General features: G+C 60.7%; 9 protein-coding genes. 6 read left to right on the top strand and 3 right to left on the bottom strand.

What is annotated here, in order from left to right; genetic code table 11:
- Position 1 precedes the first annotated feature (1 nt).
- Complete coding sequence (locus V8J63_RS06820) at positions 2 to 661, bottom strand: GntR family transcriptional regulator (RefSeq protein ID WP_039763015.1); 660 nt, start codon at positions 659 to 661, stop codon at positions 2 to 4.
- 268 nt (positions 662 to 929) lie between these two features.
- Between V8J63_RS06820 and xdhA the strand changes: the two genes are divergently transcribed.
- From xdhA to guaD, 4 genes are all read left to right on the top strand, one after another.
- Positions 930 to 2,384, top strand: a complete 1,455-nt coding sequence (gene xdhA / locus V8J63_RS06815) for a xanthine dehydrogenase small subunit (protein ID WP_122692164.1) — start codon at positions 930 to 932, stop codon at positions 2,382 to 2,384.
- The gene (gene xdhB, locus V8J63_RS06810) at positions 2,377 to 4,776 is read left to right on the top strand and encodes a xanthine dehydrogenase molybdopterin binding subunit (RefSeq protein WP_130911536.1); all 2,400 of its coding nucleotides are present in this window, start codon (positions 2,377 to 2,379) and stop codon (positions 4,774 to 4,776) included. The genes xdhA and xdhB overlap by 8 nt, the downstream gene beginning before the upstream one ends.
- Before the next feature lie 118 nt (positions 4,777 to 4,894).
- Complete coding sequence (gene xdhC, locus V8J63_RS06805; protein ID WP_073473987.1) at positions 4,895 to 5,752, top strand: xanthine dehydrogenase accessory protein XdhC; 858 nt, start codon at positions 4,895 to 4,897, stop codon at positions 5,750 to 5,752.
- A 13-nt stretch (positions 5,753 to 5,765) separates the two neighbouring features.
- The gene (gene guaD / locus V8J63_RS06800; RefSeq protein ID WP_263219290.1) at positions 5,766 to 7,070 is read left to right on the top strand and encodes a guanine deaminase; all 1,305 of its coding nucleotides are present in this window, start codon (positions 5,766 to 5,768) and stop codon (positions 7,068 to 7,070) included.
- Positions 7,071 to 7,320: 250 nt separating this feature from the next.
- Here the strand turns inward: guaD and V8J63_RS06795 are convergent, their stop codons facing one another.
- The gene (locus V8J63_RS06795) at positions 7,321 to 8,085 is read right to left on the bottom strand and encodes a GntR family transcriptional regulator (RefSeq protein WP_007918375.1); all 765 of its coding nucleotides are present in this window, start codon (positions 8,083 to 8,085) and stop codon (positions 7,321 to 7,323) included.
- 358 nt (positions 8,086 to 8,443) lie between these two features.
- Here V8J63_RS06795 and V8J63_RS06790 point away from each other — a divergent pair, with 358 nt between their 5' ends.
- On the top strand, positions 8,444 to 9,634 hold the full coding sequence (locus V8J63_RS06790; RefSeq protein ID WP_323164964.1) for a benzoate/H(+) symporter BenE family transporter: 1,191 nt from the start codon (positions 8,444 to 8,446) through the stop codon (positions 9,632 to 9,634).
- A 243-nt stretch (positions 9,635 to 9,877) separates the two neighbouring features.
- Here the strand turns inward: V8J63_RS06790 and V8J63_RS06785 are convergent, their stop codons facing one another.
- Positions 9,878 to 10,222, bottom strand: coding sequence for a YggL family protein (locus tag V8J63_RS06785; protein WP_016773843.1), 345 nt, complete (start codon positions 10,220 to 10,222; stop codon positions 9,878 to 9,880).
- Between the two features lie 234 nt (positions 10,223 to 10,456).
- On the opposite strand from V8J63_RS06785, the gene dacB reads away from it, so the two are divergent.
- On the top strand, positions 10,457 to 11,917 hold the full coding sequence (gene dacB / locus V8J63_RS06780; RefSeq protein WP_073473982.1) for a D-alanyl-D-alanine carboxypeptidase/D-alanyl-D-alanine endopeptidase: 1,461 nt from the start codon (positions 10,457 to 10,459) through the stop codon (positions 11,915 to 11,917).
- Positions 11,918 to 12,013: the final 96 nt, after the last annotated feature.

Raw genomic sequence — 12,013 nt, 5'->3', positions numbered from 1 at the left:
CTCAGGCAACCGTCAGCGCAGACACCACCAGATCGCAGCTGCGCTGGGCATACGCCGTGAGCACGATGCGGATCTGCGGCAAATCACGGGCGAGGACGGCGGCGAGCAAGCGTTCGAACAGTTCGAGGAATTCGCTCATTTCCGCCTTGCGCTGTTCGAGGGCAAGGAAATACGCGCGGCTCATCGCCGGCTGGAGGTTCTCGACGGTTTCTTGCAGGTACGGATTGTTGGCAAACGGATAGGCGGCGCGCATCACCGCAAAGCTGTCATCGACGAAGCTGCGGATATCGCCGCGTTCGTAATTGGCGGTCAGGCGCTGCTGGATCTGCACGAACGGCGCCATGTCCGACTGCACTTGCCAGCCATTGGCCACCGAATTGCCAAGCAGGATGTACAGCTCGCTCATCAGCGTGCACAGGCTCTGCACCTTGTGCGGCGTCAGCTCGGTAACGTGGGCGCCACGACGCGGCAGGATCGCGATCAGGTGACGGCGCTCGAGGATCAGCAAGGCTTCGCGGACCGAACCGCGGCTGACGTTGAGCGCCAGCGTGACCTTCTGTTCCTGGATGCGCTCTCCCGGCTTCATTTCGCCACGAATGATGCGCTCGGCGAGGTGGTGAGCGATTTGCTCGGCGAGGCTGTCCGGCGCCTTGAACGTCATGGTTGTCCTTCAAACTCTATCGATCTGCACAAGCGGCGCAGTGTAGCGCAAATGCGCGGTCATGGCGGAGTGCCCACTCAGCGGTTTTTGGCACGAATCCCGCAAAAAAGCGCAGTGACCGATGAAGGTCAATACTGAATAGACACGCTGTTGATCGACGAAACGGATTTTCCTGACCTTTAAGTCAGAAAACCATTGACCGAAAAGTCAGACCTGCTAAATTCGGTTCACGTCGGTTAACAACAATAATGAGTCTGCGAGGCCTTCCGTGATCCAGTTTTTACTTAACCAGGAACTCCGTAGCGAGCACGCCCTGGACCCGAATCTGACTGTGCTCAATTACCTGCGCGAACACGTAGGCAAGCCCGGCACCAAAGAAGGTTGCGCCAGTGGCGACTGCGGCGCCTGCACCGTGGTGGTTGGCGAGTTGCAGACCGATGACAGCGGGCGTGAGCATATTCGCTATCGCAGCCTCAATTCGTGCCTGACTTTCGTCTCGTCCTTGCACGGCAAGCAACTGATCAGCGTTGAAGACCTCAAGCACAAGGGCGAACTGCACAGCGTGCAGAAAGCCATGGTCGAGTGCCACGGTTCGCAGTGCGGCTTCTGCACCCCCGGTTTCGTCATGTCGTTGTTCGCCCTGCAAAAGAACAGCGACGCGCCGGATCAGGCCAAGGCTCACGAAGCGCTGGCCGGCAACCTCTGCCGCTGCACCGGCTACCGCCCTATTCTCGCCGCTGCCGAACAATCCTGCTGCGGCAAGCCAGCGGATCAGTTCGACGCCCGTGAAGCCGAAACCATTGCCCGCCTCAAGGCCATCGCGCCGACCGATATCGGCGAACTCAACAGCGGCGACAAGCGCTGCCTGGTGCCGCTGACCGTCGCTGACCTGGCCGATCTCTACGACGCTTATCCACAAGCGCGGCTGCTCGCCGGCGGCACCGATCTGGCGCTGGAAGTCACCCAGTTCCACCGCACTCTGCCGGTGATGATCTATGTCGGTAACGTCGCCGAAATGAAGCGCATCGAAACCTTCGATGACCGCATCGAAATCGGCGCCGCCACCGCCCTCTCCGACTGCTACGAGGCCTTGAATGCCGAGTACCCGGACTTCGGCGAATTGCTGCACCGCTTCGCCTCGTTGCAGATCCGCAATCAAGGGACCCTCGGCGGCAACATCGGCAACGCCTCGCCGATCGGTGACTCGCCACCGCTGCTGATCGCCCTCGGCGCGCAGATCGTGCTGTGCAAAGGCGAAACCCGCCGCACGCTGAACCTGGAAGATTACTTCATCGACTATCGTGTCACCGCGCGTCAGGAAAGCGAGTTCATCGAAAAAATCATCGTCCCGCGCGCCAGCGCCGAGCAGTTGTTCCGCGCCTATAAAGTGTCAAAGCGCCTGGACGACGACATCTCCGCCGTCTGCGCTGCCTTCAATCTGCGCGTGGAAAATGGCGTGATCAGCGACGCGCGGGTGGCCTTCGGCGGCATGGCGGCGATTCCGAAACGCGCTGCGCACTGCGAAGCCGTGCTGCAAGGCGCGCCGTTCAACAACGCAGTGATCGAGCGCGCCTGCGCCGCGCTGGCCGAAGACTTCACGCCGCTCTCGGACTTCCGCGCCAGCAAGGAATATCGCCTGCTCAGCGCGCAGAACCTGCTGCGCAAATACTTCATCGAACTGCAAACACCGCACATCGAGACTCGGGTGACCGCTTATGTCTAATCATCACGCCGTAGAGAAGACCCAGGCTGAATTGGCCGAATTGTTCGCCAAGGATCTGACCACCGGTGTCGGTCGCAGCGTCAAGCACGACAGCGCCGCCAAGCATGTGTCCGGTGAAGCGCAGTACATCGACGATCGCCTGGAGTTCCCCAACCAGTTGCATCTGTATGCGCGCCTGTCGGACCGCGCCCACGCGAAAATCCTCAGCATCGACACGTCGCCGTGCTACGCCTTCGAAGGCGTGCGCATTGTCATTACCCACGAAGACGTGCCGGGCCTGAAAGACATCGGCCCGCTGATGCCGGGCGACCCGCTGCTGGCCATCGATGACGTGCAGTTCGTCGGCCAGCCGGTGCTGGCGGTCGCGGCGAAAGACCTGGAAACCGCGCGCAAGGCAGCGATGGCGGCGATCATCGAATACCAAGATCTGGAACCGGTGCTCGACGTCGTCGAAGCCCTGCGCAAGCGCCATTTCGTGCTCGACAGCCACACCCACCAGCGCGGCGACTCGGCCTCTGCACTGGCCACGGCTGAACACCGTATTCAGGGCACGCTGCACATCGGCGGCCAGGAGCACTTCTATCTGGAGACGCAAATCTCCTCGGTGATGCCTACTGAAGACGGCGGGATGATCGTCTACTGCTCGACGCAGAACCCGACCGAAGTGCAGAAACTGGTCGCCGAAGTGCTCGACGTGTCGATGAACAAGATCGTAGTCGACATGCGCCGCATGGGCGGTGGTTTCGGTGGCAAGGAAACCCAGGCCGCGAGCCCGGCGTGCCTGTGCGCGGTGGTCGCGCACCTCACCGGCCAACCGACCAAGATGCGCCTGCCGCGCGTCGAAGACATGCTGATGACCGGCAAGCGCCACCCGTTCTACGTTGAGTACGACGTCGGTTTCGACAGCAGCGGCCGTCTGCACGGGATCAACATGGAGCTGGCCGGCAACTGCGGCTGCTCGCCGGACTTGTCTGCTTCGATCGTTGACCGGGCGATGTTCCACTCGGACAACTCGTATTACTTGGGCGACGCGACGATTAATGGTCACCGTTGCAAGACCAACACCGCGTCGAACACCGCTTACCGTGGTTTCGGTGGCCCGCAAGGCATGGTCGCCATCGAAGAAGTGATGGATGCGATCGCCCGGCACTTGAAGCTCGACCCGCTGGCGGTGCGCAAGGCCAACTACTACGGGAAAACCGAGCGCAACGTCACCCACTACTACCAGACCGTCGAGCACAACATGCTCGAAGAGATGACCGCCGAACTGGAAGAAAGCAGCCAGTACGCCGAGCGCCGCGAAGCGATCCGTCGCTACAACGCCAACAGCCCGATCCTGAAAAAAGGCCTGGCGCTGACACCGGTGAAATTCGGCATTTCCTTCACCGCCAGTTTCCTCAATCAGGCCGGTGCGCTGATCCACATCTACACCGACGGCAGCATCCACCTGAACCACGGCGGCACGGAAATGGGTCAGGGCCTGAATACCAAAGTCGCCCAGGTCGTGGCGGAAGTGTTCCAGGTCGAAATCGATCGTGTGCAGATCACTGCGACCAACACCGACAAAGTGCCGAACACCTCTCCGACCGCTGCTTCCAGCGGCGCCGACCTGAACGGCAAAGCCGCGCAGAACGCAGCACAGACCATCAAGCAACGCCTGGTCGAATTCGCCGCGCGGCACTACAAAGTCAGCGAAGAAGACGTCGAATTCCGCAACGGCCACGTGCGGGTGCGCGAGCAGATTCTGACCTTCGAAGCGCTGATCCAACAGGCGTATTTCAATCAGGTCTCGCTGTCGAGCACTGGCTTCTACAAGACCCCGAAAATCTATTACGACCGCAGTCAGGCGCGTGGGCGTCCGTTCTATTACTTCGCTTTCGGCGCAGCCTGCTGCGAAGTGATCGTCGACACCCTGACCGGCGAGTACAAGATGCTGCGCACCGACATCCTGCACGACGTCGGCGCCTCGCTGAACCCGTCGATCGACATCGGTCAGGTCGAGGGCGGTTTCGTCCAGGGCATGGGCTGGCTGACCATGGAAGAGCTGGTCTGGAACAACAAAGGCAAGCTGATGACCAACGGCCCGGCCAGCTACAAGATCCCGGCGGTGGCCGACATGCCGCTGGATCTGCGGGTGAAACTGGTGGAAAACCGCAAGAACCCGGAAGACACGGTGTTCCATTCCAAAGCTGTCGGTGAACCGCCGTTCATGCTCGGCATCGCCGCGTGGTGCGCAATCAAGGACGCGGTGGCGAGCCTCGGTGATTATCAGCATCAGCCGAAGATCGATGCGCCGGCCACGCCGGAGCGGGTGTTGTGGGGCTGCGAGCAGATGCGCCAGCTCAAAGCGGTGAAAGCTGTCGAAGCTGAAACCGAGCTGGCTCCGCTCTAGGACCGAGGCGCGGCCATTCGCGAGCAGGCTCGCTCCCACATTTGGAATGCATTGCCAATGTGGGAGCGAGCCTGCTCGCGAAGAGGCCGGCACAGACAACGAAGATGTCGAGGTGAACATGTACAACTGGATCGACGCCCTCGCCGACCTGCAGAATCAGGGCGAGCCCTGTGTGCTGGTGACGATCATCGAAGAACTCGGCTCGACGCCACGCAACGCCGGCTCGAAAATGGTCGTCAGCGCCGACCGCCTGTTCGACACCATCGGTGGCGGGCACCTGGAATTCAAAGCCATGCAGATCGCCCGCGAGATGCTCGCCAGCGGCAAGCAGGACACCCACCTGGAGCGCTTCAGCCTCGGCGCCAGTCTCGGCCAGTGCTGCGGCGGCGCTACGGTGTTGCTGTTCGAACCGATGGGCCAGGTGCAGGCGCAGATTGCCGTGTTCGGTGCCGGCCACGTCGGTCGCGCCCTAGTGCCCCTGCTGGCCAGCCTGCCCTGCCGGGTGCGCTGGATCGATTCGCGCGAGGCCGAGTTCCCTGAACACATCCCCCACGGCGTGCGTAAAATCGTCAGCGAAGAGCCGGTGGACGAAGTCGATGATCTGCCCGCCGGCAGCTACTGCATCGTCATGACCCACAACCATCAGCTCGATCTGGAGCTGACCGCGGCGATTCTCAAGCGTAACGATTTCACTTGGTTCGGCCTGATCGGCTCGAAAACCAAACGCGCCAAATTCGAACACCGTCTGCGTGATCGTGGTTTCGACCCGAGCGTGGTGCAGCGCATGCGCTGCCCGATGGGCATCGGCGAAGTCAAAGGCAAACTGCCTGTGGAAATCGCCATCTCCATCGCCGGTGAAATCATCGCCACCTATAACGCCAATTTCGGCCAGCACAGCGCCCGCGCCGAACCGATTGCCCGACTGCTGCCCGCCTCGCGCCGCAGCCAGTCCGCCAAACTCAAAGCCTCAAACTGATTAGAGAACCCTCATGCCTCTGACTCGCAAAGCCTACCGCGCCGCCATTCTGCACAGCATTGCCGACCCTGCCGAAGTCGGCATCGAAGCCTCTTATGAATATTTCGAGGACGGCCTGCTGGTGGTCGACGACGGCAAGATCAGTGCCCTCGGCCACGCCAGCGAACTGCTGCCAACCCTGCCGGCAGATATCGAGATCAACCATTATCAGGATGCGCTGATCACCCCGGGCTTTATCGACACACACATTCACCTGCCGCAGACCGGCATGGTCGGCTCCTACGGCGAGCAACTGCTCGACTGGCTGAACACCTACACCTTTCCCTGCGAAAGCCAGTTTGGTGATAAGGCTCACGCCGACGAAGTGGCCGATATTTTCATCAAGGAACTGCTGCGCAACGGCACCACCACGGCGCTGGTGTTCGGCAGCGTGCATCCGCAATCGGTGAATTCGTTTTTCGAGGCCGCCGAGAAGCTTGATCTGCGCATGATCGCCGGCAAGGTGATGATGGACCGCAATGCCCCGGACTATCTGGTCGATACCGCCGAATCCAGCTACGTCGACAGCAAGGCGCTGATCGAGCGCTGGCACGGCAAGGGTCGCTTGCACTATGCGGTGACGCCGCGTTTCGCACCGACCAGCACCCCGGAACAACTGACCCTGGCCGGGCAATTGCTGACGGAATATCCGGATCTGTACATGCAGACCCACATCAGCGAAAACCTCAAGGAAATCGAGTGGGTCAAAGAGCTGTTCCCGGAGCGCAAGGGTTACCTCGACGTCTACGATCACTACCAGTTGCTTGGCGAACGCTCGGTATTCGCCCACGGCGTGCACCTGTGTGACGAAGAATGCGCGCGACTGGCGGAAACCGGCTCGGCGATCTCGTTCTGCCCGACCTCGAACCTGTTCCTCGGCAGCGGCCTGTTCAACCTGCCGATGGCGGAAAAGCACAAGCTCAATGTCGGCCTCGGCACCGACGTCGGCGGCGGTACCAGTTTCTCGCTGCTGCAGACGCTGAACGAAGCGTACAAAGTGATGCAACTGCAAGGCGCGCGCCTGAGTCCGTTCAAATCGTTGTATCTGGCGACGTTGGGTGGCGCGCGGGCGCTGCGTCTGGAAGACAAGATCGGCAACCTGCAACCGGGCAGTGATGCCGACTTCCTGGTACTGGATTACAACGCCACGCCGCTGCTGAGCTACCGCTTGAAACAGTCGAATAACATCGCCGAGACGTTGTTTGTGCTGATGACCCTGGGCGATGACCGCACCGTGGCGCAGACGTATGCAGCGGGGGCGCTGGTGCATCAGCGCTAGGTTTTCCTGCACTGATCGTTCCCACGCTCTGCGTGGGAATGCAGCCCGTGACGCTCCGCGTCACTGGACGCGGAGCGTCCCTAGAGACATTCCCACGCGGAGCGTGGGAACGATCATCCCCGGTGGTGTTTACCCCGGGGGATTTTTGTTGCCGGTCAGATTGTCTTCGCGAGCAGGCTCGCTCCCACCTTTGAAATGCATTTCCCTGTGGGAGCGAGCCTGCTCGCGAAAGCCGCGACTCGGTCTCAGCTTAGAGCTTGGCCGCTGGACGCCCCGGCTTCTTGGTCTGCAACAAATGCGAGAACACCGCATGCAGATCATCCGACGCGCCTTCCTCGTCGAGGTTGAGCTTGCTGTCGATGTGATCCATGTGATGCATCATCAGGTTCACCGCCAGTTCGCCGTCGCGCTTTTCAATGGCGTCGATCAACTGCGTGTGTTCGTCGTACGAACAATGCGAGCGGTTGCCGCTTTCGTACTGGGCGATGATCAGCGAGGTTTGCGACACCAGGCTGCGCTGGAAGCTGATCAACGGTGCGTTCATTGCCGCTTCCGCCAGCTTCAGGTGGAATTCACCCGACAGACGAATACCGGCACCACGATCGCCACGGGAGAAGCTGTCGCGCTCGTCGTTGACCATCTGCCGCAGTTCAGCGATCTGCTCGGCAGTGGCATGTTGCACAGCCAGTTCAGTGATCGCCCGCTCGACCAGACGCCGTGCGAGGAACACCTGACGCGCCTCTTCAACGCTCGGGCTGGCGACGACGGCGCCACGGTTCGGCCGCAACAGCACCACGCCTTCATGGGCCAGACGCGACAGTGCACGGCGAATGATGGTGCGGCTCACCCCGAAGATTTCCCCCAGCGCTTCTTCGCTCAATTTGGTGCCGGGCGCCAGACGCTGTTCGAGGATGGCCTCGAAGATATGCGCGTAGACAATATCGTCCTGGGTTCCGCTGCGGCCGGCTTTGCCTGCTCGCGGTTGTTTCTTGAGGGGTTGCAACTGTTCGTTCATGGGCACTCGAGTCGGGAAAACTGCGGCGAATAGACCGTGACTGTAATACGGCACAGTAGGTCGCTGGCAAGTATCGCGTAAAAAACAGCGCGATTGTACACAATGAATGGTGGCAACACGACTGTACGGCTGTTTGCGCCTGCGGCTGTATTGCAACGCTGAGTTACGTTTGAGTTTAGGCTTGATCGCAGAATCCGCTGCATGACCGCAATCCCTCGTGGGAGCGAGCCTGCTCGCGAAAGCCATTCCACATTCACTATGAATGTTGACTGACCTACCGCTTTCGCGAGCAGGCTCGCTCCCACAGAGGTTCTGTGTTGTGGCGGACATCTTCATTGGTATAAGGAACACCGCCGTCATGACCGACGCCACCCACGCCCGCCTGCGCCCTCTCGCCGACACCTCGCCTTCCGCCATCGTCGCCGGTTTCATCGCGATGATGACCGGCTACACCAGTTCGCTGGTGCTGATGTTCCAGGCCGGGCAAGCGGCCGGCCTGAGCAGCGGGCAGATTTCCTCGTGGATCTGGGCGATTTCGATTGGCATGGCGGTGTGTTCGATCGGTCTGTCGCTGCGCTATCGCACGCCGATCACCATCGCCTGGTCGACCCCCGGCGCGGCGTTGCTGATCACCAGCCTGGGCGGTGTCAGTTATGGCGAGGCGATCGGCGCCTATGTCACCTGCGCGGTGCTGGTGACGATCTGCGGCCTGACCGGCAGCTTCGAACGGCTGGTAAAAAAGATCCCGGCTTCTTTGGCGGCAGCTCTGCTGGCAGGGATTCTGTTCAAGATCGGCAGCGAAATCTTCGTCGCCGCGCAACACCGTACCGGTCTGGTGCTGGGAATGTTCTTCACTTATCTGCTGGTCAAGCGCCTGTCACCACGCTATGCGGTGCTTGCAGCGCTGCTGATTGGCACTGCGCTGTCGGGCTTCATGGGGCTGCTGGATTTCAGCGGCTTTCACCTGGAAGTGGCCACCCCGGTGTGGACCACGCCGCACTTCTCCCTGGCCGCGACCATCAGCATCGGCATTCCGCTGTTCGTGGTGGCGATGACCTCGCAGAACATGCCCGGCATCGCCGTGCTGCGCGCCGATGGCTATAACGTCCCGGCCTCGCCACTGATCACCACCACCGGCATCGCCTCGCTGCTGTTGGCGCCGTTCGGCTCCCACGGCATCAACCTCGCAGCGATCAGCGCGGCGATCTGCACCGGCCCGCATGCCCATGAAGATCGCAACAAGCGCTACACCGCAGCGGTCTGGTGCGGGGTGTTCTACGGGATTGCCGGGGTGTTCGGCGCGACGTTGGCGGCATTGTTTGCGGCGTTGCCGAAAGAACTGGTGCTGTCGATTGCCGCGCTGGCGTTGTTCGGCTCGATCATCAATGGCTTGAGCATTGCCATGAGCGAGGTGAAGGAACGGGAAGCGGCGTTGATCACGTTTATGGTCACGGCGTCGGGGTTGACGCTGTTTTCCATTGGTTCGGCGTTCTGGGGGATTGTGGCGGGGGTTTTGACGCTGGTGATTTTGAATTGGCGCAGAGCTTAAGATCAAAAGCCCCTCACCCTAACCCTCTCCCAAAGGGAGAGGGGACTGACCCAGGTGCTCGGAAGATATACGCCGACGAGGGATACCAAGTCGAACTCACATCCCGAAAAGCCCACAAATCGGCCCCCTCTCCCTCGGGAGAGGGCTGGGGTGAGGGGCGAATCCACCGCCAAACCCAAGCCGTACCACCCAAACCCCAGACGAAAAAAAACGGCGACTCTCAGGTCGCCGTTTTTTTCAGTATCACTTGGCCGCGTTGATCGGCTTTTCCGGATACCACACGTCCAGCAGCGGGCTGACTTCATACTTGGTCAGCTCGGAGCGGTTTTTCAGCCAGGCTTCAACGGCAGCGCGCTGCTCTTCGTTGACCGAGCCACGCTTCTGCAGGCACACCAGACCGAAGTCGTCGCCGCCAACATAACCCAGACCGTTGGCTTCCATGGCTTCTTTGATGAATGCTTCGAGGAAAGCGTCAATGGCTTCTTCGGACAAGTCTTCTTTGAAGTCCAGGTTCAGTTCGAAACCCAGCTCTTGAAATTCATCAACGCACAGTTTTTTGCGCAGACGCTGGGAACGGTTAGTCGCCATTGGAACAATCCTCTTAAGTAATAACGGCCGGCACTTTACCAGTTTAAGCCGGCGATTGCCCGACTCTCTGGTCGCTGCGGCCGACCGCCTGTAAAAAAATAAGCGATTGGCCGGTCGCGACACGGCACAAGCTGTTACAGCTTGGGGCATAATGCCGACACTTTCATGACCACTGAGGGCCTTTTCATCCATGTCCTCGTCTTTTTCCCCCTCTTTTGCAGGGTTTTATTGCATATGATCAAATCGTTGCGTCCACTGTTTCTCGCCGGCCTTCTTCTGCCTCTGGCCCTGCCTGTCTCCGCTGCCACTATCAACACTTCCCTCACCCCGAACGTCGAAAAAGCCCTCAAGGCCAGCAAGTTGCAGCCCACTGCGCTGTCGCTGGTGATGGTGCCGCTCGACGGTCCGGGCACGCCGACCGTGTTCAACGCCGACGTTTCGGTCAATCCGGCCTCGACAATGAAACTGGTCACCACCTACGCGGCGCTGGAAATGCTCGGCCCCAACCATCAGTGGAAAACCGAGTTCTACACCGACGGCGACCTGAACGGCGGCATTCTCAACGGCAACCTCTACCTCAAGGGTGGCGGTGACCCGAAGCTGAACATGGAAAAACTCTGGCTGCTGATGCGCGACCTGCGCGCCAACGGCGTGACCCAGATTACCGGTGACCTGATCCTCGACCGCAATTTCTTCGTGCAGCCGCAATTGCCGGAATTCAACGATGACGGCAACGACGACAACAAGCCGTTCCTGGTCAAGCCCGACTCATTGCTGGTCAACCTCAAGGCCCTGCGCTTCGTCGCGCGCAATGACGGTGGCCGCGTACTGATTTCGGTTGAGCCGCCGATTGCCAGCATTCGTATCGAAAACACTGTCAAGGCGCTGCCGTCCAAGCAATGCACCGGCGGCGTGCGCTACAACCCGGTGCCGCAGGCCGATGGCAGCGTGACCGTAACCGTCGGCGGCCAGTTGGGCGAAGGCTGCAGCTCGCAGACCTACCTGTCGCTGCTCGACCACGCGACCTACACCGCCGGCGCCGTGCGGGCGATCTGGAAGGAGCTGGGTGGCAGCATCCAGGGCAAGGATCGTCTGGCACCGACGCCGAGCGGCGCCAAACTGCTCGCCCGCGCGTACTCGCCGGATCTGGCCGAGATTATCCGCGACATCAACAAATACAGTAACAACACCATGGCCCAGCAGCTGTTCCTCAGTCTTGGCCAGCGTTTCCGCAACGATGCCGATGGTGATGACGCGCGGGCTGCGCAGCGCGTGGTGCGGCAGTGGCTGGCGAAGAAAGGCATTACCGCGCCGCATCTGGTGATGGAGAACGGCTCTGGTCTGTCGCGGGCCGAGCGGGTCAGCGCGCGTGAGATGGCCAACATGCTGCAAGCCGCCTGGCACAGCCCGTACGCCGCCGAGTACATCAGCTCGCTGCCGATTGCCGGCACCGACGGCACCATGCGCAAACGTCTGAAAACCACGGCGATGCGCGGCGAAGCCCACGTCAAGACCGGCACCCTGAACACCGTGCGCGCGATTGCCGGTTTCAGCCGTGACGTGAACGGCAATACCTGGGCGGTAGTGGCGATCCTCAACGACAAAGCCCCGTTCGGCGCCTCGTCGGTACTCGATCAGGTGCTGCTGGATCTGTACAAACAGCCGAAACTGCCGCAGACCGCTTCGGTGCTGTAACCCAATCCAAGCCACACCACAAAACCCTGTGGGAGCTGGCTTGCCAGCGATAGCGGACTGTCAGTCACCGAATATGCTGACTGGAATGACCCTATC

Source organism: Pseudomonas sp. CCNWLW23 (assembly GCF_037095675.1).
Classification (GTDB): domain Bacteria; phylum Pseudomonadota; class Gammaproteobacteria; order Pseudomonadales; family Pseudomonadaceae; genus Aquipseudomonas; species Aquipseudomonas atacamensis.
This window is presented reverse-complemented; position numbering and strand designations above follow the sequence as displayed.

Bases quoted from the DNA above. Each gene is read 5' to 3' on its own strand.
- V8J63_RS06785 (WP_016773843.1), bottom strand. From the start codon at position 10,222: ATGGCGACTAACCGTTCCCAGCGTCTGCGCAAAAAACTGTGCGTTGAT.
- xdhB (WP_130911536.1), top strand. From the start codon at position 2,377: ATGTCTAATCATCACGCCGTAGAGAAGACCCAGGCTGAATTGGCCGAA.
- V8J63_RS06790 (WP_323164964.1), top strand. From the start codon at position 8,444: ATGACCGACGCCACCCACGCCCGCCTGCGCCCTCTCGCCGACACCTCG.
- V8J63_RS06795 (WP_007918375.1), bottom strand. From the start codon at position 8,085: ATGAACGAACAGTTGCAACCCCTCAAGAAACAACCGCGAGCAGGCAAA.
- V8J63_RS06820 (WP_039763015.1), bottom strand. From the start codon at position 661: ATGACGTTCAAGGCGCCGGACAGCCTCGCCGAGCAAATCGCTCACCAC.
- xdhC (WP_073473987.1), top strand. From the start codon at position 4,895: ATGTACAACTGGATCGACGCCCTCGCCGACCTGCAGAATCAGGGCGAG.
- guaD (WP_263219290.1), top strand. From the start codon at position 5,766: ATGCCTCTGACTCGCAAAGCCTACCGCGCCGCCATTCTGCACAGCATT.
- dacB (WP_073473982.1), top strand. From the start codon at position 10,457: ATGATCAAATCGTTGCGTCCACTGTTTCTCGCCGGCCTTCTTCTGCCT.